The organism is Sorangium aterium (assembly GCF_028368935.1).
Lineage (GTDB): Bacteria > Myxococcota_A > Polyangia > Polyangiales > Polyangiaceae > Sorangium > Sorangium atrum.
Genome location: NZ_JAQNDK010000002.1, coordinates 1,465,543 through 1,490,302 on the forward strand (window position 1 = coordinate 1,465,543; position 24,760 = coordinate 1,490,302).

Annotated in this window: 18 protein-coding genes; 11 read left to right on the top strand and 7 right to left on the bottom strand. The window is 70.0% G+C overall.

Annotation, left to right across the window (positions count from 1 at the left end):
- Positions 1-28 precede the first annotated feature (28 nt).
- The 5 genes from POL72_RS20535 to POL72_RS20555 all read left to right on the top strand — a co-directional run bounded on the left by POL72_RS20535 (position 29) and on the right by POL72_RS20555 (position 8,029).
- The gene (locus POL72_RS20535) at positions 29-2,053 is read left to right on the top strand and encodes a DUF6531 domain-containing protein (RefSeq protein ID WP_272097173.1); all 2,025 of its coding nucleotides are present in this window, start codon (positions 29-31) and stop codon (positions 2,051-2,053) included.
- Between the two features lie 923 nt (positions 2,054-2,976).
- Positions 2,977-4,182 (top strand): YwqJ-related putative deaminase, encoded by a 1,206-nt coding sequence (locus tag POL72_RS52165; RefSeq protein WP_444547643.1) that lies wholly within the window; start codon positions 2,977-2,979, stop codon positions 4,180-4,182.
- Positions 4,179-5,474, top strand: a complete 1,296-nt coding sequence (locus tag POL72_RS20545) for a hypothetical protein (RefSeq protein WP_272097174.1) — start codon at positions 4,179-4,181, stop codon at positions 5,472-5,474. Before POL72_RS52165 ends, POL72_RS20545 begins: the two co-directional genes overlap by 4 nt.
- A 165-nt stretch (positions 5,475-5,639) precedes the next feature.
- Positions 5,640-7,301 (top strand): amidase, encoded by a 1,662-nt coding sequence (locus POL72_RS20550; RefSeq protein WP_272097175.1) that lies wholly within the window; start codon positions 5,640-5,642, stop codon positions 7,299-7,301.
- 32 nt (positions 7,302-7,333) lie between these two features.
- On the top strand, positions 7,334-8,029 hold the full coding sequence (locus tag POL72_RS20555) for an acetoacetate decarboxylase family protein (RefSeq protein WP_272097176.1): 696 nt from the start codon (positions 7,334-7,336) through the stop codon (positions 8,027-8,029).
- 11 nt (positions 8,030-8,040) lie between these two features.
- Here POL72_RS20555 and POL72_RS20560 read toward each other — a convergent pair whose 3' ends face one another.
- The 4 genes from POL72_RS20560 to POL72_RS20575 all read right to left on the bottom strand — a co-directional run bounded on the left by POL72_RS20560 (position 8,041) and on the right by POL72_RS20575 (position 15,639).
- Positions 8,041-8,454, bottom strand: coding sequence for a PilZ domain-containing protein (locus tag POL72_RS20560; RefSeq protein ID WP_272097177.1), 414 nt, complete (start codon positions 8,452-8,454; stop codon positions 8,041-8,043).
- Between the two features lie 236 nt (positions 8,455-8,690).
- Complete coding sequence (locus POL72_RS20565) at positions 8,691-12,797, bottom strand: DUF3344 domain-containing protein (protein ID WP_272097178.1); 4,107 nt, start codon at positions 12,795-12,797, stop codon at positions 8,691-8,693.
- Positions 12,794-14,647, bottom strand: coding sequence for an OmpA family protein (locus POL72_RS20570; protein ID WP_272097179.1), 1,854 nt, complete (start codon positions 14,645-14,647; stop codon positions 12,794-12,796). Before POL72_RS20570 ends, POL72_RS20565 begins: the two co-directional genes overlap by 4 nt.
- Before the next feature lie 473 nt (positions 14,648-15,120).
- The gene (locus POL72_RS20575) at positions 15,121-15,639 is read right to left on the bottom strand and encodes a DUF2690 domain-containing protein (RefSeq protein WP_272097180.1); all 519 of its coding nucleotides are present in this window, start codon (positions 15,637-15,639) and stop codon (positions 15,121-15,123) included.
- A gap of 354 nt (positions 15,640-15,993) precedes the next feature.
- Between POL72_RS20575 and POL72_RS20580 the strand changes: the two genes are divergently transcribed.
- A complete protein-coding gene (locus POL72_RS20580) occupies positions 15,994-17,211 on the top strand; it encodes a cytochrome P450 (RefSeq protein WP_272097181.1) in 1,218 nt (405 codons plus the stop codon).
- Positions 17,212-17,416: 205 nt separating this feature from the next.
- On the opposite strand, the gene POL72_RS20585 is transcribed toward POL72_RS20580, so the two are convergent.
- Positions 17,417-18,310, bottom strand: coding sequence for a LysR family transcriptional regulator (locus POL72_RS20585; RefSeq protein ID WP_272097182.1), 894 nt, complete (start codon positions 18,308-18,310; stop codon positions 17,417-17,419).
- A 132-nt stretch (positions 18,311-18,442) separates the two neighbouring features.
- On the opposite strand from POL72_RS20585, the gene POL72_RS20590 reads away from it, so the two are divergent.
- From POL72_RS20590 to POL72_RS20600, 3 genes are all read left to right on the top strand, one after another.
- Positions 18,443-18,916, top strand: a complete 474-nt coding sequence (locus POL72_RS20590; protein WP_272097183.1) for an AtaL-like protein — start codon at positions 18,443-18,445, stop codon at positions 18,914-18,916.
- Positions 18,917-18,983: 67 nt separating this feature from the next.
- Positions 18,984-19,652, top strand: coding sequence for an NAD(P)-dependent oxidoreductase (locus POL72_RS20595; protein WP_272097184.1), 669 nt, complete (start codon positions 18,984-18,986; stop codon positions 19,650-19,652).
- A gap of 397 nt (positions 19,653-20,049) precedes the next feature.
- Entirely contained in the window at positions 20,050-20,217 is a 168-nt protein-coding gene (locus tag POL72_RS20600) for a hypothetical protein (RefSeq protein WP_272097185.1), read from the top strand.
- Between the two features lie 34 nt (positions 20,218-20,251).
- Here POL72_RS20600 and POL72_RS20605 read toward each other — a convergent pair whose 3' ends face one another.
- Both POL72_RS20605 and POL72_RS20610 read right to left on the bottom strand, forming a co-directional pair.
- On the bottom strand, positions 20,252-20,584 hold the full coding sequence (locus POL72_RS20605) for a hypothetical protein (protein WP_272097186.1): 333 nt from the start codon (positions 20,582-20,584) through the stop codon (positions 20,252-20,254).
- A 325-nt stretch (positions 20,585-20,909) separates the two neighbouring features.
- The gene (locus POL72_RS20610; protein ID WP_272097187.1) at positions 20,910-21,278 is read right to left on the bottom strand and encodes a hypothetical protein; all 369 of its coding nucleotides are present in this window, start codon (positions 21,276-21,278) and stop codon (positions 20,910-20,912) included.
- 565 nt (positions 21,279-21,843) lie between these two features.
- Between POL72_RS20610 and POL72_RS20615 the strand changes: the two genes are divergently transcribed.
- Together POL72_RS20615 and POL72_RS20620 are read left to right on the top strand one after the other, a co-directional pair.
- On the top strand, positions 21,844-22,845 hold the full coding sequence (locus POL72_RS20615) for a universal stress protein (RefSeq protein ID WP_272097188.1): 1,002 nt from the start codon (positions 21,844-21,846) through the stop codon (positions 22,843-22,845).
- A gap of 152 nt (positions 22,846-22,997) precedes the next feature.
- A complete protein-coding gene (locus POL72_RS20620) occupies positions 22,998-24,644 on the top strand; it encodes a glycoside hydrolase family 43 protein (protein WP_272097189.1) in 1,647 nt (548 codons plus the stop codon).
- Positions 24,645-24,760 lie beyond the last annotated feature (116 nt).

A 24,760-nucleotide genomic window follows, 5' to 3' on the forward strand; every position in this document is an offset into this window, starting at 1 on the left:
CCGTGGCTCGTTGGGCGACCATCGCATCATGGCGCGCACAGCTCCGGTTCCGAACATCCCCGCGATCCCTGGAATGAACCCTGGTGTCTTCATCCTCGGCGGCGGCGCCGGCGGCGGTGGCAGCGGCGGGCGGGGCGGCAACGGCGCCGGCGGCGATCAGGGCGCGGGCGGCAAGAACGGCGGCAACGGCGCCCAGGGCGGCGGCCGCAACGCCGGCAGCTGCGGTCAGGGCAGCGGCGGCGGCTGCCCCAACCCGACGCACGGGGGCGGTGGAGGAACGCACGCGGGGCACCCCATCGATCCGGTCACGGGCCGTGTCTACACGCTCGCCGTCACCGACATGGCGCTGCCGGGAGCGTTCCCGCTCGTGATCGAGCGCGCCTATAACTCTGCGCAGCGCGACCTCGACTACGGCCTTGGCTACGGCTGGAACCATTCGCTCGGCTGGCGCGTCATCGAGCTCCGCCGCCGCAGGGTGCGCGTCGTCACCGCGACGGCGCTCGCGTGCGAGGACCGCTGCCCCGACGAGGGAGAGACCGTGAAGCTCCCCGTCGGATGGCTGACGCGCACCCGCGACGGCTATCTCCTCGAGGCGGACGACGGGATCACGCGGGTCTTCGAGGACGTCTTTGCCATCGACAACGAGTTCCGCCTCAGCGCGCTCCTCGATCACAACGGCAACCAGGCCCGGCTCTTCTACGAAAACGGCACCGGCCCGCTCCAGTTCGTGAACGACAGCGTGGGCCGCCTGCTCCGCGTGCGGCGGCACCGCGACGGCCGCATCGCCGCGTTCGAGGTGAAGAACGCGTCATCGAGGGGCGCCTGGACGTCCTTCCGCACGTACGAATACGATGAACGCGGAGATCTCGTGGTCGCGCGCGACGCCCTGGGGCACGCGATGACCTTCGCGTACGACATGGACCATCGGCTCGCGCTGGAGCGCTGGCCCACGGGCCTCGAGGTGCACTACCGCTACGATGACCGCGGTCGCTGCGTGGAGACGTGGTGCAACGACCCCAATGAACGCGCGCTCCTGGCCGAGGGCGTGCCCGAGGTGCTCGCGGACGGAAGTCGCGCAAAGGGGGTCCTGCACGCGAAGGTCGAGTACTGCGGGGACGAGAACAACGTCATCACCTCGCGCGCCCTGCGGAGGATCGGGGTCAACGCCTTTGGCAAGGCGGACCGGATCGTGTGGGCGGGACAGGTGCACGAGAATGTGTTCGACGATGCAGGCGAGCTCGTGGGGTATCGCGATGGCCTCGGGCGCACATGGCGGATGGGCGAGGCCGGCGGCGCGTACCGTGTGGTCGACCCGCTCGCTCAGGTGACGGAGTACCGCTACGACGATCGCGGCAATGTCGTGACCACGCGCGGCCCTGACGGCCTGGAGACGCAGCACGCGCGCGATCCTGACGGAAACCTGATCTACCTCTCCGACGCGATGGGGCTCGTCGCGAGCTTCCGCTACGACGAGCGCGGCTGCCTTGTCCACGCCGAGACAGCCGACGGCGGCAAGACGGCGATGACGTACGACGCGCTCTGCAACCGCATCGGGATCGTCGAGCCGGACGGCGGCGCGCGGGCGCTCCGCTACGATTTCCTCGGGCGGCTCGTGGAGATGCGGGACGAGAAGGGCGGGGTGCACCGCTGGATCTACGACGCGATGGGGCGCGTGGTCGAGCACCGCTCGCCGCTGGGCGCTCGCACGGTCACGAGCTACGACGAGGCCGGCCGCTTCGCCGGCGAGCGAGACGCGGATGGCCGCTGGTTCCGGCTGATCTACGCGGGCCTCCGCGAGGTGATCGCGGTCGAGCGGAGCGACGGCACGCGCGTCTCGTACGCCTACGATCGAGAGCTCGACTGGTACGCATCGTCAACGAGGAGGGCGACGTGCACACCATCGAGCGGGACCTCGAAGGGCGGATCCTCTCGGAGCGCACCTTCGACGGTCGCTGGCTGCGGTACAGGAACGATCAGGCCGGGCGGCTGTCGAGGATCACCTTCGACGACGGCGAATTCGTCGAGCTCGCCTACGACGAGCTCGATCGGCTGATCGCGCGCACCTTCTCGGACGACACATCCCACAGGCTGGAGTACGACGAGCGCGGGCGCCTCCTGAGCTTCGAGACGGAGGCCGTCAGCACGCGCTACACGTACGACGCGCGAGGGCGTTGCACCCGCGAGGACACGGAGCGGAAGGACGATCCGTGGTCCGCTACATCGCTCCGGCACGTCTACGACACCGGCCTGCATCGCACGAAGGTGGAAGTGCTCGGCGCCTTCTCGATCGCCGCGCCGCGCGACGCCGTCGGGCGATGCGCCGCGCTCGTCTTCTCGGATGTCTCGGGCGCCCGGGGTGCGGATCCGCCGATCGCGACGTTCGCGTACGACCCGACGGACGGCGAGACAGGGCGCTTCTTTGCCGGCGGTGGCCGTATCGAGCTCACGAGGGACGCGCACGGCAACGTCCTCCGCTCGGCCGTCTTCGGCCGTGGCACCGCGGTTGTCCGCCCGGGCGAACCCATGTGGGTCGGCGGCCTGGGCGGCCCGGAGACCCTGCGGTTCGACTACCGATGGTCGCCGGCCGACGAGCTCCAGGTGCTCGTCGATCGCGATCGCGGGGCGCAGTCCTTCCTGTACGACGCGCGCGGCCGGATCGCGCAGAAGCGGCACGAGGGGCGGGCCAGGACCGAGGACTACGCGCTCTCGCCGCGAGGCGACGTGCGCTGGATCGACGGCCGCGCGCAGTCCCACCTCAGCGGCGGCCGCCTCGTGACCACGAACGGCGCGGCCCTCACGTACGACGCGCGCGGCCGGCTCGTGAAGAAGGTGGAGGGCGCCGCGGTGACCACCTACGCGTGGAGCGTGCTCGGCCTGCTCTCCGGCATGGCGCTGCCCGACGGCACACGGCTGGAGTTCGTCTACGACGGGTTCGCCCGGCGCATCGAGAAGCGCGTGCTGCGCCGGGACGCGGCGATGGTGCGGCACCGCTACCGCTGGGATGGTGAGGACCTCCTGGAAGAGGCGGTCGAGCGCGGGGCGAGCGCTACAGGCGCATCCGCGGCGTTCACGCTGGCGGAGCGCCGGCGCTACGCGTACTCGCCGGGCTCGCCGGCGCCGGTCGCGCAGGCGATCGACACCGAGGCGGGCCCGGGCGCCTGGAAGTACTTCGTGCACCGGGACGGGGCGCCTGTGCCGCTCGGGCTCGTCAATGCTGACGGGAGCGTCGACCAGGTCTTCGAGACCGACGCGTACGGTCGGGTGATCGCGGGCGACGCGGCTGCCACGCTGGTCCGGTTCCCGGGGCACTGGTACGAGCCGGAGACCGGGCTCCACTACAACCGGTGGCGGTACTTCGATCCGGCGAGCGCGACGTACCTGAGCCCGGAGCCGCTGGGGCTAGAAGGGGGGCTCGAAGCGTACGGGTACGTGAGCGGGAGACCGCTCGCGTTGGTCGACCTGGATGGGCTGATGGGCTCCGACCTCAGCACCCGGCGCCTTCCGCAATCTCAAGGTGGCGGCACGCGCGAGTTCACCGGGCAGTCAGCCAGTGAGCGCAACGTTGGTGGGAAAGGGCCGCTGCACGATCTCCACCCGGCGGTCGCCGCCGCGCTCCCGCAAGACTCGGGGCGCGGTCAGGGCAGGGATCCGTCTTGGTGTTCCGAGCCCCATGCGGTCAGTAATTATCTCTACGATTACGAGGAACGAAATCGGGTAAAATGCGATCCGGGCACGTCCGGGGGCCAGCGACACCTCCGACGCGCCTTACGCCGCATGGGGCCGATCGGAAGCACCGATGTCAATGGAACCGCTTGCGCGCCGTGCCCAAACTGCTCGCAGACGCTGGCTCGCTTGCACGCGCTGGTAGGCACGGGCCAGCAGCCCGAGACGATTCCCGCGTCGCCTCCTAAAGGCGGACCGCCCCTCAACTTCAGGCCCGCAGGCGCGGGAGCACCGTTGGATCGAGCACGGCAGCAGGCCGCCCAGGGGAACAACGCACCTCTAGACGACGCGCGCAGGGCGAACGCAACGCGGTATCGACAGCAGCTCGAGGCCGACCGGGCGGCAGGACGCAACAATCATTCGGACGCGGAGATTGAGCGCCGCGCCAATCGCGTGTCCGGAATGACGCCGGGCGTCTTCGGAGGTACCGGCCTGAACAACGACTGGGGGCCGACGTGAAGCCTCGATTCAGCCATTTCCTCCTCGGAACGGTCGAGAAGGGCATGTTCAGCCCCCAGCTCCGATCCATCTGCGGAACCAAACAGCTCACGGTGTCCGTTGCCCAGTTGAACGAGGTGGCGGAGAGGCTCGAGGGGTGGCGGGCTCCGGGGTTTGAGCTGCGTGCCCGTGTCCACCTCGGTACCTTCGAGCCGGAGGTGGGACCGGTCACCGCGCTCGACAAGACGACCGCTCTCGTCAAGGGCGTTGCTCGCCGGATCGGCCAAGCGAGTCGTTCGTCTCGCCTGCACGGATTCGTGTGGCACGTCTGCGACGGGGTGCTTGCCCTGCGCGACGACGTGTTCTTGCGGGTGCTGGGCCCCACGGCGGCCAGCCTGCGGCCCTGGCTTGAAGAGTGTGCGGCCCTGCGGTTGCAGTGCGCCTTTCCGGTGGTGCGAGCGGCGGGAGAGGCGCCTCGTGCGCCCGAATCTGGCTGGATCGAGTTCCGCGACAACTATGCTGATTTGACGGCGCGCGCGGCTCTGGACAACGACGCCGTGCACCTCGATCTCCCGCTCGAAGAGGCGAACCACCGGTTTCGGCAGAGCGTGGTCGGGTTTCTTTGCGCAACCGTCGATCCGGCATCGAAGACGCTGCCGCTGTCGCCTCGTGCGAGAGAGGCGGCATCGCGCTGGCTTTGTCGGCTGCACGATCCCGGCGATCCCGAGCGGCTCGCCTCGTGGGTGCTGGAGAACGGCGGCAGCGAGGCGCTCGCCAGGACGGCCGCTGACGCCGAGCGCTCGTTCGGTGGTCTGCGTAGCGTCGACCGGATCCAGCGCTTCGGCGGGATCCAGATGCTCGATCGAGCCCTCGCCGAAGGGAGCGTCGCCGAGTGGCCGCTTCAGCAGACGCCGGATGGCCCTGCGATCCTGGTGAGCCCGCGAGACATCGACAACCCTGACACCCTCGCATGCGTGACGGAGGACGGCAGGATGTGGGCGTATGGGTTCGGCTGGGACGAATGGGAGCGAACGAGCGACTCGGTGCGCACCTTCCTCTCCCGCATTGCGTTGTGGGGACACCCCAAAGAAGTGCCGGTTCATGTCTCGCGGTCGTCGCACGGTCGTGAGCTCGCGCAGGCGCTCGGCCTCGACGAGGTTGAAGAGGCGACCGACTCCACCGGCACTTTCTACGCGGGCGACGCGGCGCTGGTGTTCGAGCGGAGGCTGTCCGAGGGGCGCGCAGTGACGTGGTTGCGCGAGCTGCGCCCCGAGTCGGTGCGTGTCTGGGACGACCTCACCTCGTCTACCTGAACTCCGGGTCGCGGCGGCCGACGTCCCATGCCATTCCACGCGCGTGGATCGACGAGGAACGATGAGCGATCCCGCCGTCGACGACGCGCAGCCACCGCGTGATCTCACGGAGCACCCTGACCATGAGCCCCCGCCCCGCCCTGCCGGTCGAGTAAGCTGCGGCGCATGAAGGTCCCCCGACTCACCGGCCGCGCGCTCACCGCGGCGCGCCTCGCCGCCGAGGCGCCCGGATCCTCCGCCGCGCTCCGGGAAGTGATGAAGCGCAGCCTGGGCATCGATCGCCTCGCCTCGCTTCCGGACGCCTTCCGCGACGACGCCCCCGCCGAGGCGCGCCCCCTCCAGGCCGCGCCGCCGCGGCGCTGGGAGGACGCCGGCCTCGGCGCGCCCCCTGTCCGCGACTGGCCCCGGCCCGCGCTCGCCTACGCCGCGGCCTACCGCAAGGGCGCCACCACCCCGCTCCGCGTCGCCGAGCGCGCGCTCTCGGCGCTCGAGGCGCTCGCCGCCGAGCGCCCGTGCATGAACATCGCCGTCGCCACCTTGCGCGAGGCGACGCTCAGGGACGCCGACGCGTCGACCGCGCGCCACGCCGAGGGGCGGCCGCGCGGCCCGCTCGACGGCGTGCCCCTGCTCGTCAAGGACGAGTTCGACGTCGAGGGCCTCCCGACGACGCTCGGCTCGCCCTGCGGCCCGCAGACGCCCGCGCCGCGCGACGCCGCCGTGGTCGCGCGGCTCCGGCAGGCGGGCGCCGTGTTCCTCTGCAAGACCGTGCTCACCGAGTGGGGCATGTCGCCGATCGGCAACAGCATCCACCAGCGCATGCCCCACAACCCGCACCACAAGGAGCGCGCCGCGGGCGGCTCCTCCACCGGCTCCGCCGTCGGCGTGGCGCTCGGGCTCGCGCCGCTCGCGGCCAGCGGCGACGGCGGCGGATCCATCCGGGCGCCGGCCGCGCTGAACGGCGTCTTCGGCCTCAAGCCGACCTTCGGCCGCGTCAGCCGCGCCGGCGACGGCTTCAAGGGCTCGGTCGCCCATGCCGGCCCGATCGCCAGCAGCACGGCCGATCTCGCGCGCTTCCTCGACGCCGTCGCGAGCGAGCCCGACCCCGACGACGACCTCACCGCGTGGGCGCCCCCGCCGCCCCCCGGAGGCTTCGGCGCGCGCCTCGGCGCCGGCGTGCGCGGCCTGCGCATCGGCGTCGACGAGGAGGAGTGGCGCGACGCCTCCACCCCGGTCGCGAGCGTGTGCTGGGGGGCGCTGCGCGCGCTCGAGCGCGAGGGAGCGACCCTCGTGGACGTGAAGATCCCCCTCGCGAGGCACGCGGCCTCCATCGGCTACCTCGTCATCGGCCCCGAGTCGCTCGCGGCGAACCAGCGCGCCTGGAGGGAGCAGCGCGACCTCATCAGCGAGGACCTGCGCGTCACCTTCAGCCTCCTCTCGGGCGTCACCGCGCTCGAGCAGATCGACGCCGCGCGGCTCCGCGCGGGCATGCGGCGCGAGGTGGCGCGCGCCCTCGCCGGCGTCGACGTCCTCGCGCTCCCGACGACGGCGATCACCGCGCCCCGCTACGCCCAGGCCGAGGAAGGCCGCGCCTTCCTGGATCCCATGGCCCTCGACGGCATGTGCCGCTTCGCCTTCCTCGGCAACCTCACCGGCCTCCCCGCCGGCACGGCGCCCGTCGGCGTCGACGCCGAGCGCCTGCCCATCGGCCTGCAGATCCTCGGCGACGCGTGGGACGAGGCGGCCGTCCTCGCCGTCCTCGCCCACCTCGAGAGGTCGGAGCTCGCGCGCGCGCGGCGCCCCCCGGGAGCGATCGATCTGCTCGGGTAACCTGATCCCAGCGAGCCCGAGGAGAGATCGTCATGAGCCAGAGCGCCGGAAGTCGTCCTCCTGACGTGAAGCCAGCGCCGGCGCCGTGGACGCTGGCCGGCGATGCGACCATCGTGATGCTCGAGCTCCCGGGGCCGCTGCTCGAGGAGCAGAGCTTCATCCCGGAGGCGCTCCGCCCCCGCTTCGAGGGGCGCTACAGCCTGCTGATGGCCCTCGACTACACGTCATCGAACGTGGGGCCTTATCGCGAGCTCCTGTTCATCCCCGGGCGCTTCCGCACGCGACACGGCCTCTGCTGGTCCATCAGCAAGATCTACGTCAGCTCGTGGGACAGCGTGGTGAACGGGCAGCGCAACTGGGGCATCCCCAAGGAGCACGCCGATCTCGAGATCGCGCGCGAGGCGGACGGGAGCGAGCGATTCCGGGCGTCGCAGGGCGGTGACGTCTTCGCCGATCTGCGCTTCGCGGCCGCGGGCCCGAGCCTGCCCGCCTCGAGCGCGCTCGTGCCCGCGCGCCTCCGCCGGCTGGTGCACCACCGCGACGGGCACGACTATTTCTGCGCGCCGACCGCGCGCGGGAGCGCCCGCCACGCGCGCCTGCTCGAGGCGCGCGTCGATCCGGCGCGCTTGCCGCGCGTCGACGAGGGTCGTGTTGTGTTCGCCGTCCGGCTCTCCCGCTTCCAGGCCGAGTTCCCGGTCGCCGACGTCGAGCTCCCTCCCTCCTCCTGAAGCAGCGCGGATCAGCTGAGCGCGATCATCGCGGCCGTCGCCGCGTAGTCCACGCGCTGCGCGCGGTAGGGGTACGTCGGCGGGAAGCGCTCGAGCGCCGCGCGCAGGCGCCGGATCGACGCCCTGTCGAGCGGGTCGAAGCGCAGGCCCACGGCGCGCCCCGGGTCGCCCTGGCGCCGGCCGTGGAGGGTGCGCGCGATCGTCGCCGTCGCGTCGATCCATACGTTCGTCTCCGGGATCCGGAACGAGACGATCACCGGCTCGCCCGTGAGCGCGCGGGCGCGCGTCAGCACGAGCATGCCGTCGATCGACAGGTCGATCGCCCGGGTGCCGAGCAGCCGAAAGCCCCGCTCGCGCACGGCCTGGCACTCCACGATCGCGGCGCGGCGCGTGGCGCGGCGCTCGCTGGCGAGCAGCATCTCCATGGTCGTTCTCCTTGGCGCGGTACGCTACGGAGGACGGCTACAGGTGGACAAGAAACTTACACGATGGTGCCGCCCGCTGCGGCGGGTCGAGGAGGAACGCAGGTAGGGGAGCGGGTGGGGGATCTCGGCGCCCCTGAGGGCGCTCGCGGCGAGAGGCGCCCGCGGCCGCTGGGGAGGTCGCCGCCCGCCAGGTGGGCGGGGCGGCGCGCGGCCGTGGGCCTCTCTCTATCCGGCGGTCAGCGGCCCGCGCGGCGCCGGCGCAGGGCGAGGCCGGCGAGGGCGGCGAGCATGGGCAGGAGCGCGGCGGCGCCGCGGGTGCTGCCCGCGGGCGTGGGCCGCGCGGCGCAGAAGCCGTTGCCCTCGGCGAAGATGCCGCTCGGGTCGTTCTCGCTCTCGGGCTCGCAGGTGCCCGCCGTGCTGTTGGTCGAGCTGCACACCTCGCCGGACGGGCAGCCGTTGCCCTCGGCGCCGCGGCAACCCTCCACGCAGGTCCCCTGCTCGCAGATCATCCCGCTCGTCGCGCCGCCGCAATCGCTGTCCTGCCGGCACGCCGGGGGCGTCTGATCGTCGTCGCCGTTGTTGGGATCGGTCTCGCCCGCGTCGATGGCGCCGTTGTGGTTCGCGTCCTCCACGCCGTCGGCCACGCCGCCGTCGTCCGTGTCCGGATCGAGCGGGTTCGTCTTCGTCGTGGGATCGGCGTCCGGGATGCAGGTCTTCGCGGCAGCGTCGGTGGCGGCGTTGTCGCAGGGCAGGCCGAGCTCGGTGCCGTCGAACAGCCCGTCGTCGTCGCTGTCGGGGTCGAGCGCGTTGATGAGGCCATCGCCGTCGTGGTCGTCGCTGAAGTTCGGCTCGTTGCCGTCGATCACGCCGTCGTCGTCGCTGTCGGCGTCGTTCGGGTCGGTGCCGATCTCCTCCTCGAGCGAGTCGACCAGCCCGTCGCCGTCGCTGTCCACCGGCGTCCCGTCGTCCTCACCGATGTTGGGATCGGTCTCGCCCGCGTCGACGACGCCGTTCAGGTTGGTGTCCTCCTGGCCGTCCGGCACGCCGCCGTCGTCGGTGTCGGCGTCGAGCGGGTCGGTCTTGGTCGCGCCAGCGTCCCCGTCGGGTCGGCAGTGGCCCGCCGCAGCGTCGGTGCCCTCGTGATCGCAGGGCAGGCCGAGCTCGGTGCCGTCGAACAGCCCGTCGTTGTCGCTGTCGACGTCGCGCACGTTGATCAGCCCGTCGCCGTCGGTGTCCTCGCCGGGCTTCGGCTCCTGGCCGTCGGGCACGCCGTCGTCGTCGGTGTCGGCGTCGTCCGGATCGCTCCCGATCGCCTCCTCCTCCGCGTCGGGCAGCCCGTCGCCGTCGCGATCCTCGTCCACCGCGTCGTCGTCGCCGTTGTTGGGATCGGTCTCGCCCTCGTCGATGGCGCCGTCGTGATCCGCGTCCTCCGCGCCGTCGGAGATGCCGCCGTCGTCCGTGTCCGAGTCGAGCGGGTGCGTCGTCGTCGTGGGGTCGGCGTCCGCGATGCAGTTGCCCGCGGCAGCGTCGGTGGCGGCGTTGTCGCAGGGCAGGCCGAGCTCGGTGCCGTCGAACAGGCCGTCGCCGTCGCTGTCCGGGTCGAGCGCGTTGATGAGGCCGTCGCCGTCGTGATCGTCGCTGAAGTTCGGCTCATCGCCGTCGATCACGCCGTCGTCGTCGCTGTCGGCGTCGTTCGGGTCGGTGCCGTTCTGCTCCTCGACCACGTCGATCAGCCCGTCGCCGTCGGTGTCCTTCGGCGTCCCGTCGTCGGCGCCGTTGTTCGGATCGGTCTCGCCCGCGTCGATCTCGCCGTCGAGGTCGATGTCCTCCTGGCCGTCGGGCACGCCGCCGTCGTCCGTGTCGGGATCGACCGGCGAGGTCTTGGTCGCGCCCTCGTCCGCGTCGGCGCGGCAGTGGCCCGCGGCGGCGTCGGTGTCCTCGTTGTCGCAGGGCAGGCCGAGCTCGGTGCCGTCGAAGAGCCCGTCGTTGTCGCTGTCGACGTCGCGCACGTTGATCAGCCCGTCGCCGTCGGTGTCGTCGGCGGGGTTCGGCTCCTGGCCGTCGAGCGCGCCGTCGTCGTCGGTGTCGGCGTCGTTCGGATCGCTCCCGATCGTCTCCTCGAAATCGTCGCTCAGCCCGTCGCCGTCGGTGTCCTTCGGCGGCACGTCGTCGGCGCGCACGTTCGGATCGGTCTCGCCCGCGTCGACGACGCCGTCGAGATCGAAGTCCTCCTGGCCGTCGGGCACGCCGCCGTCGTCCGTGTCGGCGTCGAGCGGATCGGTCTTGGTCGCGCCGGCGTCCCCGTCGGCGCGGCAATGGCCCGCGGCGGCGTTGGTGGCGGCGTTGTCGCAGGGCAGGCCGAGCTCGGTGCCGTCGTAGAGCCCGTCGTTGTCGCTGTCGGGGTCGAGCGCGTTGATGAGGCCGTCCTCGTCGGAGTCCTCGTCGAAGTCGGGCTCATCGCCGTCGATCACGCCGTCGTCGTCGCTGTCCGCGTCGTTCGGGTCGGTGCCGGCCTCGAGCTCGTCGGGATCGTCGATCCCGTCGTTGTCCGAGTCGCAGCCGTTGTTGAACACGCCGTCGCAGTCGTTGTCGATCGAATCGCCGCAGACCTCGGCGCCCGTGGGCACGCACTCGCAGGCGTGCGTGTCGGGGTCGCACGTCGGCGAGAGCGGCCCGCAGTGCGCGTCCGTGAGGCACTCCACGCACTCGTTGGGCGCCGCCGCCGTGTCGCAGTGAGGCGTCGGCGCGGCGCACTGCGCGTCGGTCTCGCACGCGTCGATGACGACCTCGGTCGGAGGCACGCCGTCGGTCGGGCCGTTGCCGTCGGTCGGCGTGTCCTCTTCGGGCGCGCCCTGCTGCCCGGCGGCGCGGACGATCGCCTGGTTGGCGATGACCCCCGAGGCGCTGGCGTCGACCGTCACCCGGAAGGTCACCCGCGACGACATCCCGGCGGGGATCGACCCCCCCGCCGTCCCGTTCGCGCCCGTGCCGAGCCGCACGCGGACCGTGCGCGTCCCGGCGTCGTACTCGCCCTGGTCGTCGCCGGCCGCGTCCGTCTTCGCGCCCATGTTGGCGCCCGCCACGATGGAGAGCGAGCCAGGCACGTAGGTGACGCCCGCGGGCAGCGGATCGGTGAGCACGGTGCCCCTCGACGCGTCGTTGCCGCTGTTGACGACCTCGATCGTGTACTGGAGCTGGTCGCCCGGGAGCAGCAGCCCGCCGTTCACGTCGACGGCCGACTTCGAGGAGGACGTGAAGTCCGGCTTGAAGGTCGAGATCGACGTGATGAACCCGGCGAGGAAGTACAGATCCATGCTGCTCGACGCCCGGATGGGCGCCGAGGTCTGCCTCGGGGTCACCAGCGAGGTGATATCGAAGACGTCGATATCCATGCCCGCCATGGTCCCCGCGGTCCCGGCGAGCTGCGGCAGATCTCCGACGTTCGACACCGGCGCGTTGAAGTAGGAGCGCGTGCCGTTGAAGAAGTTGTTGACCGGGTTCAGATCGTTGCCGAGCGCGGTCCCGTTGAAGAGGAACTGGTCCCCCTCGTGGGCCACGTCGCCCTCGAACGCGACCATGCCGATCTTCGCGTCGTAGCCCGCGTTCGGCACCAGGAACCCGTCCAGGGTGGCGTTCTGGGTCGACCCGCTGGCCACCGTGTCGAGGCCGTCGAAGAGCGCGAGGTTGCGCGGCGGCTCGGAGGCGAGCTCGTAGAACACGACCAGCCACCACCCGGCGAAGTGGTTGTCGAAGTTGTTGTTCGTGAAGGTCGCGCTGTTGACGCCGCTCACCCGGTACGCGCCGGACCCGTGGGCCTGCACGACGGCGGTGATGTCCGCGACCGACTGGTAGTAGACACGCATCGAGCTGATCGTCTCGACGCTGTCGATGGCGGTCACCGCCTCGGAGAAGCCGCCCGAGCCGGGCCGCTCCAGCGTGACGGCCTCGTCCGCGGTCCCGGTGGTCCCGAGGTGCGCGCCCCAGTAGAGGTACGCGTGCGTGACCGTCGCGCCGGCCGGCACCTGGAGCACGGCGGTGGTGCGCGCCTGCGCGGCGGTGATGGTGGTGCTCGCCTCCGCCTGGCCCTCTGCGGGCGAGTCGGCGCGCCAGTATGTGTCGGGCGCGCTGTCGCCGATGTTGCTGCCGCAGGCACCGATGTCGCCCACAATGGGCGAGTCGATGTCGTCCCTGCCGCACTCGTGGCCCAGCGTGTTCCCGATCAGAATGAAGTCGCCCCGCTGGTCGACCTGCTTGCGCAGATGGGGCTCGGCGTGCGCGGCGCCGCCCTGCCCGCCCACGCAGGCGATCCCGACAAGACTACTTATGACCCAACGTCTCTTCACGGCGCCTCCTGCTGCTGCTTCGGCTTCTTCTCGAGGATCTTGAACTGCACGCGGCGGTTCTTCTGGCGTCCCTCGTCGGTGTCGTTGTCCGCGATCGGGACGTCGGGCCCGTAGCCCTTCGACGCCAGCCGCTCGGCCTCGACGCCGCGCTGGACCAGCGCCTTCATGACCGACTCGGCCCTCGCCTGGCTGAGCTTGATATTGTACGCGCGTCCGCCGCGCGGGTCTGTGTGTCCTTGCACCTCGATCTTGGCGATCTCCGGGTGCTCCTTCAGCACACCCGCGACCTCATCGAGGAGCGGATCGCTCACCTTCTTGATGGTCGCCTTGCCGGTGTCGAACTGCACCTGCTGGAGAATGACGATCTCGGTCTCGGTCATGCGCACAGCGACGGGGCAGCCGTTCTTCGAAGGATCCGGATCGGGCTTGCCCTTGATATCGGGGCAGGCGTCCTGATCGTCGCGCACCGTGTCGCCGTCGCGGTCGCCGGGGCAGCCGTTCGTCGCCGGATCCGAGGTGCGGATACCGGGGATGTCGGGGCAGGCGTCCTCCGCGTCGATCACGCCGTCGCCGTCCCTGTCGGGCGGCGGCGGGCAGCCGTGCTTCTTCGGATCCTCGTTCGCCGGGCCTGCCTCGTCCGGGCACGCGTCGACGTCGTCCGTGATGCCGTCCTTGTCGCGGTCCCCTGGCGGCGGGCAGCCGTGCTTCTTCGGGTCGTCGTTCGCGACGCCGGGCTTGTCCGGGCACGCGTCGACGCGATCGAGGATGCCGTCCTCGTCGCGATCCGAGGGCGGGCAGCCGTTCTTCTTCGGATCCGGGTCGCCGACGCCGGGCACGTCCGGGCAGGCGTCCTTCTCGTTGACGATGCCGTCCTTGTCGCGGTCCGGGTCCGCGCGCCGGACCTCGGGCGAGTACGCGAGCATCGCGACGGCGCGGAAATCCGGGGTGCCGATGCCCGAGGTGAAGCCGGGGCCGGCGGCGACGCCGAGCTCGAAATCGCGGAGCGTGGGCGCGAAGCGGTAGCGCAGGCCGAGCAGCGCCTCGACGTTCGTGTTGCGGGCCTCCGGGTCCTCCAGCACCGTCGACACGGTCGCCTCGGGGCCGATCTGGAGCTGCTCTTCCGAGCCCAGCAGCAGGCCGACGCCCGCGCCGCCGTTGAACATCAGGCCTTGCCGCACCTGCGCGAACGTCTGCGCGGGGCGCAGATCGACGCCGGCCGCGGCCGACCAGACGAAGCCCGGGATCCGGCCGCCGGCCAGGATCTGAGGCAGGCCGCGGACCGACTCCTCGCCCACGAACGAGCCGTCGCGGTCGCCGGTCGGCACCCACACGAAGCCGCCGACGGCGAGCTGGAACGGGTCGAAGTAATCGCCGAGGAGGCGCAGGCGCAGCCCGACCCGGAGATCGCCGAGCTGCACGTCGCTCGGCGACCTGAACGAGAGGCCCTCGGCCGCGGGGCTGTCGCCCTGCTGCAGCACGGCGAGGGGCAGGTCGACGTTGACGTGCAGCCGGTCCCAGAGCGTGAGCGAGGAGTTCAGGTGCAGGAACAGCTGGTGGCCGACGATCGCGCCGAGGTTCTCGTCGCTGCCCTGCCGCGTGAGCACGAGCGGGTTGTGCGCGTAGTCACCGAGCAGCATCACGTGCAGCGTCGCGCTGCCGTCCTGGTTCGGCGAGGCTGCGTACGGCGACGGCACGCCGAACATCCGGTCGCCGGCGGGCGCGGGGCTGAAGCGGTTGAGGGCGAGGCCGCGCGCCGGTCCCGCTTCCTGAGCGGACGCTGGCGCGGCCCACGCCGCCGCGGCTAGCGCGGCGGCGCCGCAGATCCATCGAGGGGGCAAGGGGGCTCTCATTCGCAGGATCACCTTGGGTGCTTTGGGCGAGCGGCCGTCGACTGCTCCGGCGCGCAGGCAAGTTGGGGGAAACGCCGCATGCTCGACGAGGAAGATCGCGAGCAGCCTCGAAATCCCGGGCCGTCTTATAGGCTTCGCAGGACGCTACGGGTGGACTTTTCGCTGGGCGGCCGTCCGAATTCGGATCGGCCTCGACAGGGCGGCTCTCCAGCGAGCCGGCCTTCGCAGCGCGGCCTATGCAAGGCGTGTGCACGCCTCGCCGTCGCGCGGGGCCGGTGGTTTGTCGGGGATCTGGCGCCTCAAGCCGGCTCTGCGGCGGGTCGATTGAGGCCTACAGACATCAGCACTGCGGCCCCGGTGCGGCGGTATCGACCGCGATCGAGCGGGGGGCGCGCCGGCGCGCCCGGTTGGCGGGCTCTGCGGCGCTCGCGGCCCCGGCGCTGCGCCGCCGGAGGCCCGGCTTCACCGCGGGGTCAAAAGTTCGTGCGGACGGTGCCGCTGAATTGAAAAATGCCAGGATTCGAGCCGATCTTGCCAATGGCGGTGAACCTGGAGCCTGGCGTGACGGCCAGCATGGCCGAGCGCAGCGCGTCGGTGGGTGAGGTCGACTCGGCCTGGCTCGTCGCGTAGGGCGAGCTCCTCGTGATCTCTGCCCGGAGATACGAGCTGCCGCTCGTCACGACGGTCCTTGCCCATGCCGCGTTGCAGCTCGGCGAGTACCGGATCACGATCTTGCCGATCGCGGTGGTGCCCGACAGGATGTCGCTCGACGCCCGCGTGACCGCGTCGGCCTCGCACCCGGTCGCGCCAGGGTCCTGCTCCGTGCATGACGCGCCGTAGCAGCTGCCGAGCGCGGCAGCGGCCTCGCCCACGTCCTCCTGCGCGGAGCCCTCTCCGTCGAGCGGCTCGGGATCGGACGTGTCGGCGATGCAGCCGGCGAGGGCAAAGGAAGCTCCGAGGGCGACGACGGCAAACGAGGAGGCGATACGCATGGTCCATGTCCTTTCGAGCCCTGGGAACGCGGGCATTGCGCTACCGAGCGGCGCCGGCGCGTCGAGGTCTCGGCCTGGGTACGGGCGCCGGGCCCCGACCGGTTCCCGCGACCGCGAAAGGACCCGTGTCGGGCGCCTCCCGGGACTCGCTACGTCGGGAGCCGCGGGCTCGTCAGGGGCCGCCGGCGGCGCGCGGCGCAAGGCGATCGCGCGGCGCGTCCGTCCGGGTCGTGTCGACTGGGGCATTCCGTTCGGGAGGCGCGTTCCAGCGCTCCATCTGGTGGTTGCATCGATTACCATCGTCTCCCGAAGGGCTGCTGCCACCGGCGACTCCAGACGACGGAGGTTTCGACGATGAACCTTTTTCCGGACGAGATGCGGCGGGATCCTTATCCCCTCTACGATCAGCTGCGGACCGGCTCTCCCGTGTTCCACGTCGCTCCGCTCGATCTCTGGATGATCTTCGATTACGACGGGGTGAAGCGGGCGCTGACCGATCATGACGCGTTCAGCTCCGCGGTGACGCCTCCCACGGGCAAGGCGCCGGACTGGATCGTCTTCTCGGACCCGCCGCGCCACACGAAGCTTCGATCCATCGTCCTGCGGGCGTTCACGCCGCGCTCGATCGCGGGCCTGGAGCCGCGCATCCGGGAGCTGTCGCGCGAGCTCCTGGATCCGTGGATCGAGCGCGGGGAGATGGACCTCGCGGCGGACTACGCGGGGCCGCTGCCCACGATGGTGATCGCGGAGATGATCGGCATTCCCTTCGAGGACCGGGCGCGGCTGCTGCGCTGGAGCGAGGTGATAGCGAACCTCAGCCACGCGATCTCGGGCGGCGAGGAGGCGGCGAGGGCCGTGAGCGAGCACGCCGTGGTGAAGGAGGAGATGAAGGCGTATCTCGCCGACCTGATCGAGGCGCGCCGGAGGGCGCCGGCGGAGGATCTCTTGACCCGGCTCGTCGAGGCCGAGGTGGACGGCGAGCGGCTGACCGAGGGAGACATCCTGAACTTCTTCCAGTTCCTGCTCGCGGCGGGCACCGAGACGACGACGAACCTGATCGACAACGCGATCCTGTGCTTCATCGGGAGCCCGGCGGAGCTCTTCCGCCTCCGGGCGGCGCCCGAGCTCTTGCCCTCGGCGATCGAGGAGGTGCTGCGCCACCGCTCGCCGCTGCAGATGGTGTTCCGCGAGACGAGGCGCGCCGTCGAGGTGCACGGCCAGGTGATCCCGGCCGGAAAGCTGGTGTTGCCCGTGATCGGCTCTGCGAACCGGGATCCGCTGCAATTTCACGACCCTGGCCGCTTCGACATCGGGCGCGATCCCAACCCGCACGTCGCGTTCGGGCACGGCATCCATTTCTGCATCGGGGCGGCGCTGGCGCGCCTGGAGGCGCGGATCGCGCTGCCGGATCTCCTCTGCCGGTTGAAGGGCCTCCGGCTCGCGAGCGACGAGCCGTGGGAGCCGCGCAAGGCGATCATCGTGCACGGTCCGGCGCGCTTGCCCATCCGCTTCGAGCCGGGGAGGCGCGCCGCGGTGCACGCGGCGGGGGCGCAGACGCCGTGTCCAGGGTGAAGGGCGGGAGGACCGGCTCGGGGAGGGGAGGGGGCTCTGGACGGGCGGAGGCGAGGTGGGGGAACGTGGTCTCTGAAGCGCGCCGCCCCGTTCTGCCCCGGCAAAGAGTTGCAGCCCTCTGAAAGGCCCGCCGTAGCGCAAGGCGCTGCCGCGGATCGTCGTGGAAGTAAGCGCCGTAGCGTAGAGGTCGGCGGGGTTAGCCGCCTTATGCCCCCATATAGGCCGCCAGCTCGTCAGGCTTTCCCATAGGAAAGGCTTCCTTCAAATAGTCGAGGAAGGCGGATACACGAGCGCTCAGCAGCCGCCGGGACGGATAGAGCGTCCACAGGGCGATGTCTGGGCCGTCCACATCGCCCCAATGCACCAGAGTTCCAGCGGCCAGATCGTGACTTACAAGTGAAATTGGCAGGCGTCCGGCGCCGACGCCCGCTCGGACAGCATCGCGGACCATGATGAGCGACGATAGGCGCAGGACTGGATCAACCATGATGCGTGATCTTCCAGTTGGCGCCGTGATATCCCAGGCCGCAGTCCGATCGCCTGCCCCCCGCACTACAGCCGGAACAGCGAGATTGTCCGTCGGTCGAGCGAGGCCCGGGCTCGCGACGACTACCAGCCGATCGCGCAGCAAGACTCGTCCGACAAGGCTTTCATCCGGATCCGGATTGACCCGGATTACCAGGTCATAACTTTCCTCTACCATGTCGACGGTCCGATCTTCCGTCGTGACCTCGAGCCGGACCTCCGGATATCTCAGCGCAAACCCGGCCGCAAGCTTGCCCATCGCGGTCTGCGAGAAGAGCAAAGGCGCGCTGATTCGTAACTTGCCTCGCGGCCGGTCCCCGCCCGAGGCGATCGCTGCCGCAGCCTCGTCGAGTTCGGTAAGCAATGCCCCCGTTCGCTCGAAGAGCGCCCGTCCTTCCTCGGTGAGCTTCAGTGTGCGCCCCCCGCGCTCGAAGAGACGCAGGTCGAGGGCGGCCTCCAGCTCCGCGACCCGGCGCGACAGGGTGGCTTTCGGGCGCCCCGCGGCGCGTGCGGCTCGTCCGAAGCCTCCGTGTCGGGCGACGAGGCTGAAGTCAGCGAGAGCAAGCAGATCCATGCGTTCCACCAGTGAGACGGTCTGTCCCAAGTTAACGTCTATTGGCACGGATGTAAATCACTAAGTACAGGGTGTCTTTTGGCCCAAGCCGGAGCCGAGCGATACTCGACACTCACGACAAGGAACATCATCATGATCTATTCGACCGCCATCGTCCCGGTGAACCCGGAAGGCGAGACCGAGCTGACCCGCGCGCAGGCATGGGATGGCCTGGTCCTCAAGGCCCGCGACGCTCGCCTGTTCCTCCCGCCCGGGCTCTGCACCCGCTGCGACGTCGTCGAGGAGAGCGGATCTCACATCGTGCGTATAGCCACGATCGCAGGCGACGACCTGCGCGAGATCATCATGTTCGAGCCGCAGAGCAAGGTCACTTTCTTCCAGGCCACCGGTCCCCGCGAGGGCGCGATCATCAACGAGCTGTTCGAGGACGCCGACGGCACGCTCCAGCTCCGCTTCTACTGCTACCTCGGCCTGCGCGGCAAAGAGCCGAACGGCCCCGAGGAGCAGGCCGAGCAGGAGTGGATGAACAGTGATAAGGGCTACAAGAGCGCCTTGCTGTCAACGCTGAAGCGCACCCGGGAGCTGCTCGCGGAGGGCCGGCTCTGATCACCTCGAGGGACATAAACGACGGGACTGCCTCTCAGGAGGCGTCCCGCTTTCCGAGATAGCTACCATGCAAGATTCCGTAACCGACGACATCCGGACTGTCCAGCCGAAGATACTGGTCCTTGGAGCGACCGGCGCCACCGGCCGCCTGATCGTCAGCCAGGCGGCGGCGCGAGGGTACGATGTCACCGTGCTCGTGCGTTCTGCCGAGAAGGCGAGTGACCTCAAGGGGGTGAAGCTCGTCGTCGGAGACGCTCGCGACGAGAGGATCCTGCGCCAAGCGCTCAAAGGCCGGGACGCCGTGGTCAGCGCGCTCGGCACACCCGCTAGCCCATTCCGCGAGGTGACCCTTCTCTCGTCCGCGACGCGCGCTCTCGTGAGCGCAATGAAGATCGAGCAAGTTTCACGTCTGGTCTGCATCACGGGGATTGGCGCCGGGGACAGTGCGGGGCACGGAGGCTTTCTCTTCGACAACGTGATTTTCCCTCTTCTCTTGCGCAAGGTGTACGCCGACAAGAACCGGCAGGAGACCATCGTCAGAGACAGCGGGCTCGACTGGATTCTCGTTCGCCCCTCCGTCCTCAACGACAAGCCCAGCCGCGACACAATCCGCGCGCTCACGGATCTCTCCAGCTTCCACGGCGGAACCATATCGCGAGCACATGTTGCGAGCTTCGTCTTGGACCAAGTGCGCGACGACACCTGGGTGCATCGTTCCCCGTTGATCACCTGGTGAAAGCAACTCAGCGCGATCAGACCTGTGGTCGTCCGTGATAGAGCACGAGATCAGCTCGTCGGACGCGCAGGCCATGCAGGCGATGCGTGCCATGTTCGCCGCAGCGCTTTGGACGAGCCCAGTCTGGCGGCGCGTACAGTCGAGCGGTAACCGCTGAGCCCAACGGGACACGCCCCTGGTAAGCGCCGGAGCGCCCGGTAGCGCGGAGCCACGCGCGCTCGCGCGCTTCCTCCGCGACCTCAAGGTGCCTCAACACCTGCGTTATCTGCGCGATGCTCTCCAGGACAGGGGCCATGCCCGGCGCTCTCGCTTGATCGCGGGAATGGTTTTATCCTGCCTTGCCTGCGTCTTCTGGACGCTGAACGGTAAAGCGTGGATGATCCCCACGCTGATTGGAATGACCCTCTACAATGCCATGGTCCCGAGCTCGCTCCGGGGCGCGATCGAGCACTACTCCGCTTCGGGCGACTCCGGCTTTGCCAACGAGTACCGGAGCTTGTTGCCTGTCTTCAACATCAACGGGCGGCACCCGTTTATCGGTGGACGTGGCTCCAGCGTAGGTTGAACAGCAGGCGGTTCAATCGAGATGGATGGCGTTGCTATTGCCGCGAACCACCTTTTGATTGAAGCTTGCGCCTGCGAGCCACCTCCGCTTCGATCGCGCGTGTATCCTGAAGCCGCGCCTCGATCCAGGCGGTGAGCTCCGAGAGGCTACGCGTCTCCAGCGCCGAGAATGGTGACTGCCAATCATCGCCGATCAAGACCTCGGCTTTGAAAGAGCCGTCGGGATCCATCGATGGATACCAGCCTGCGTCCACGGTGGCGCCGAGCGGCTCATGCCTCAACGCGAGCAGATCCTCTTCGAGGTACTCCCACTGTGGATCGTCACGCGCCTGGATCTGCGACGGGTCGATCTCGCACAGGTTGTTCACTACCATGCTCCACCCGGTCGGGATGCGCAACGACTGAAGGGGGGCGATCCGGAAGGCTCTCATGGTTCGGCGTCCGGGATGAACTTGCGAACCTCCGACAGAGGCCGCGGGTGTCCGTGGATACTTCCAGATGCGTACTCCGCTCTCAGCCAGCGGGTCGGCTCGCCGTTGGCGTATCCAACCGGCGAGTCGAATCGACACAGCGTGTGGAAATTATGTTCCGTCATGGGGTTGCCTCGCGACACGGTACCTCGGCGAATGGCCTCTCGCTCCAGGGCGTCGGCGTTCACGGAAGGATCGTACTGCGCAGGGCCACCCCGAGCGCTCAGGGCAGCTGCCTCCTCGCAGCTCCGGGCCCTCCGGTGCTTCGGATAAGGCGCGATCCTGCCCTGGTACGCCGCGCGTCGCCGATCACGCTCGGATGAGTGAAGGCGCGGCCGGTGGCGACGTCGACGGGATGCGACTTGGTGCCGCACAGCGGATAACGCTGCGGATCGAGCGCTCCCTTGCCGCCGCCCGACGCGCTCTTTCCGCCGTTGCTGCCTCCCGCTCCTTGCCTGCCCGCACCGCCGTTGCCTCCGGTGCCGTTGGAGCCACCGCCACCACCGCCGCCGCCGAGAATGAAGACGCCCGGGTTCATTCCGGGGATGGCGGGGATATTCGGGACAGGTGCTGTGCGCGCCATGGGAAGCATGATGGCTGGACGCTCCAAGGCGTCAAGCGTGAACGCGAAGGATGCCTCGATGGCGGAGTGGGACGGAGCCGACCGCATTTCCCCGGGCGTTATCGCCAGGCTGGAGGGGCGTCGTACTCCGGTATGCCATGATGGCGGCACCGATCCTCGCTGTCGGCCCGCGGCGCCAATGGACACCAACCGTCCAGGTTCGTGGCCCCCTCCTTCGCGATCACGCGAGGTCAGCCGCTCGCCAGGGCACCGGTGGGCCGCAGCCGGCGTCCGCCGACCTCAGCGGGCCCTGAGCTCCGAGCTTCGTGCTGAGCTCGATCGCCGGCTGGATCGCCTCGATCTCGTAAGCCCCGCCGTGGGCTCCCGGGAGATCGTCCGCGCCGAGATGACCACCAGCAAGTCGTGAGGAACATTGTGACCTCGACGAACATGGCGAGTCCCGCGCCACCTCGGGCGCAATCCTTACGTAGCGCGCGCATCTCCCGCGCCGCGCAGGTCCTCGGCGGCACGCGCGCCCTCGCAGGGCAGGTCGCGACGCTTGGCGCGCGGCTTGCTATGTTTGCGCGGCGAGCCGATGCGCCGCACCGACGCCACGCCCGCCACGCCTCCGAGCTCGCCCGCCCAGGCGGGGCCGGCCCATCGGCGCGACGGCCGGACGACGAGCACACCGCGCCGCGACGCTCGCCTCGGCGACGTCCTTGCAGCAACCGATTTCTCGCCGGGTGCTCTCGCGGCGGTCGAGCGCGCCGCGTGTCTCCCCCTCTCGGCGGGCAGCACCTTGCACCTCGTTCACGTGCTGCCAGCGCCCGCCTCGCCCGCGGAGGGCGACAGCGCGGAGCAGGCCGCGCGTCGCTCGCTCGACGAGATCGCGGCCCGCGCTCTCGATGTCGCCCGGGGCGCGGGGAACGCAGGTCTGCAGGTCGTCCCGAGCGTGCTCGTCGGCAGAGGGTTCGTCGAGATCATCCGTCATGCGCGCAGCCACGGCGCGGAGCTGATCGTCCTCGGCAGGCACGGGGAGCGCTCGATCCTCGATCTCCTGCTCGGGTCGACGGCCGAGCTCACGGTCCGTCACGCGGACACTCCCGTGCTCGTCGTGCAGCGAGCCCCCGCCAGCGCCTACAGGCGACCGCTGCTCGCCGTCGAGCTCTCGGACGTCGCGCTTCGGAGCGCCGTGCTCGCGACGAAGGTCATCGACCCCGAGGTGAGCCGCATCCGGGCGATCCACGCCTATCGCGTGCCCTTCGAGGACAGGATGGCGCTCGCCCTCCCCTCGCTGGAGTTCGCGGCCTACAAGGCGCGATACCATGACGACGCGCGCGCCGGTCTACGGCGCCTCCTCGACTCGTTCGACGGGCTCGGCGTGACGTGGGAGCCGTCGGTCCGGCGCGGCGACGCGAGGCGCGCGATCGTCCGCGAAGCCCGGCGGTGGAAGGCCGATCTCATCATCATGGGCACGCACGGGCGCTCGGGGATCTCGCGCGCTCTCCTGGGCAGCGTGGCCGAATCCGTCATGCGCTCGGCGCCGTGCGACGTGCTGGTCGCGCGCCCCTCCACGTTCGTGCTGGAGCTGCCCTGAGCGGCGCGGCAGCGAAGCATGCCCGTGCGGCGCCCGGCTCATCGTGCACTCCAGCGCCGCCGGGAGCATATCGTTTCACTTTTCCTTCCCCCCGTTCCTCGATATCCTCGGCGCGATCGTCCCCTGGACCATCGCCGGCGAGCCATTCATCCATGCCTGAACCCGTCATCCGCAATCCGATCCTGCCGGGCTTCAACCCCGATCCGTCCATCGTCCGCGTCGGCGACGACTACTACGTCGCGACATCGACCTTCGAGTGGTACCCCGGCGTGCAGATCCACCACTCGCGCGACCTCGTGCACTGGCGTCTGCTCTCGCGTCCGCTCAACCGCGCGAGCCAGTTGAACCTGCTTGGCGACGGCGATTCGTGCGGCGTCTGGGCGCCGTGCCTGACGTATGCGGATGGCCTGTTCTGGTTGATCTACACCGACGTGAAGCGCTACGGCCGGACCAGCGTCGGCGGCGCGTCCGGCGCGTCCATGCGCGACTTCCACAACTACCTGGTGACCAGCCCCACCATCGACGGCGAGTGGTCGGATCCCGTTCATCTCAACTCGAGCGGCTTCGACCCGTCGCTGTTCCACGACGACGACGGCCGCAAGTACCTGAGCAACATGCTGTGGGACCACCGGCCCGGCCACGATCGCTTTGCCGGCATCGTGCTCCAGGAGTACTCGCACGCCGAGCGCAAGCTCATCGGGCCTGTCACGAACATCTTCAAAGGCACGCCGATCGGCTACACCGAAGGTCCGCACATCTACAAGCGCGGCGGCTACTACTATCTGATCACCGCCGAGGGCGGCACATACCAGGGCCACGCCGTCACCATGGCGCGCTCCCGTGACCTCACCGGCCCGTACGAGCTGCACCCCGAGACGTACATCCTGACCTCGCGCGCTCGCGCCGACGTCGCGCTGCAGCGCGCGGGCCACGCTGACCTTTGCGATACGCCGTCGGGCGACGTGTACATGGTCCACCTGTGCAGCCGTCCCATCCCGAACCGCGGGCGCTCGACGCTCGGCCGCGAGACGGCGATCCAAAGGATGGTCTGGTCGGACGACGGCTGGCTTCGCAAGGCCGATGGTGAAAATGTCCCGCGCGTCGAGGTCCCAGCCCCCGGCCTGCCCGCGCATCCCTTCCCCGCCCCGGCCGCGCGCGAGGACTTCGATTCACCGCAGCTGCCGATCGACTTCCAGTGGCTGCGCTCGCCCTACCCCGACGAGCTGTTCAGCCTCACCGCACGTCCCGGTCATCTCCGGCTCTACGGCCGCGAGACGCTCGGCAGCCTGTTCCGCCAGTCGCTCGTCGCACGTCGCCAGCAGGCGCACTGCTACACCGCGGTCACGTCGGTCGACTTCGCGCCCGAGCGTTATCAGCAGATGGCCGGGCTCATCTGTTACTACAACACGAGCAAGTTCCATTACCTGCACATCTCGCACGATGAGACGATCGGGCGCACTATCCGGATCATGTCGGCGATTCCGGATGGGGTCATGGCGGACGCCTTCACCGCGCCCGTCCCCATCCCGGGCACCGCGCCCGTGCACCTGCGCGCCGAGCTCGACCACGACCGGCTCTACTTCGCCTACAGCCTCGACGGTACGGACTGGAGCTGGTTCCCCGAGCACCTGGACGCCAGCATCCTCTCGGACGAGGCCTCCGCGCCCGGCCTTCCCAACTTCACCGGTGCGTTCGTCGGCATGGCGTGCCAGGACATGTCGGGTACCGCGCGCCCAGCCGATTTCGACTACTTCGAGTACCGCGAGCGCGAGTACCTGATCGACCCCAGGCGCTCGTAGCGTCACTTTCCCGGGAGGGAGGCGGGTAAGGAACCTCGTTTTTGACCGCGGGTCGCTGGATCTTGGGTCGTGGCGCCCGAGGGGGTCGACGACGAGCGCTTCGCCGAAGCGCGAGG

Bases quoted from the DNA above. Each gene is read 5' to 3' on its own strand.
- POL72_RS20535 (WP_272097173.1), top strand. From the start codon at position 29: ATGGCGCGCACAGCTCCGGTTCCGAACATCCCCGCGATCCCTGGAATG.
- POL72_RS52165 (WP_444547643.1), top strand. From the start codon at position 2,977: ATGGTGCGGCACCGCTACCGCTGGGATGGTGAGGACCTCCTGGAAGAG.
- POL72_RS20550 (WP_272097175.1), top strand. From the start codon at position 5,640: ATGAAGGTCCCCCGACTCACCGGCCGCGCGCTCACCGCGGCGCGCCTC.
- POL72_RS20555 (WP_272097176.1), top strand. From the start codon at position 7,334: ATGAGCCAGAGCGCCGGAAGTCGTCCTCCTGACGTGAAGCCAGCGCCG.
- POL72_RS20560 (WP_272097177.1), bottom strand. From the start codon at position 8,454: ATGGAGATGCTGCTCGCCAGCGAGCGCCGCGCCACGCGCCGCGCCGCG.
- POL72_RS20570 (WP_272097179.1), bottom strand. From the start codon at position 14,647: ATGAGAGCCCCCTTGCCCCCTCGATGGATCTGCGGCGCCGCCGCGCTA.
- POL72_RS20575 (WP_272097180.1), bottom strand. From the start codon at position 15,639: ATGCGTATCGCCTCCTCGTTTGCCGTCGTCGCCCTCGGAGCTTCCTTT.
- POL72_RS20580 (WP_272097181.1), top strand. From the start codon at position 15,994: ATGAACCTTTTTCCGGACGAGATGCGGCGGGATCCTTATCCCCTCTAC.
- POL72_RS20585 (WP_272097182.1), bottom strand. From the start codon at position 18,310: ATGGATCTGCTTGCTCTCGCTGACTTCAGCCTCGTCGCCCGACACGGA.
- POL72_RS20590 (WP_272097183.1), top strand. From the start codon at position 18,443: ATGATCTATTCGACCGCCATCGTCCCGGTGAACCCGGAAGGCGAGACC.
- POL72_RS20595 (WP_272097184.1), top strand. From the start codon at position 18,984: ATGCAAGATTCCGTAACCGACGACATCCGGACTGTCCAGCCGAAGATA.
- POL72_RS20600 (WP_272097185.1), top strand. From the start codon at position 20,050: ATGACCCTCTACAATGCCATGGTCCCGAGCTCGCTCCGGGGCGCGATC.
- POL72_RS20610 (WP_272097187.1), bottom strand. From the start codon at position 21,278: ATGCTTCCCATGGCGCGCACAGCACCTGTCCCGAATATCCCCGCCATC.
- POL72_RS20615 (WP_272097188.1), top strand. From the start codon at position 21,844: ATGCGCCGCACCGACGCCACGCCCGCCACGCCTCCGAGCTCGCCCGCC.
- POL72_RS20620 (WP_272097189.1), top strand. From the start codon at position 22,998: ATGCCTGAACCCGTCATCCGCAATCCGATCCTGCCGGGCTTCAACCCC.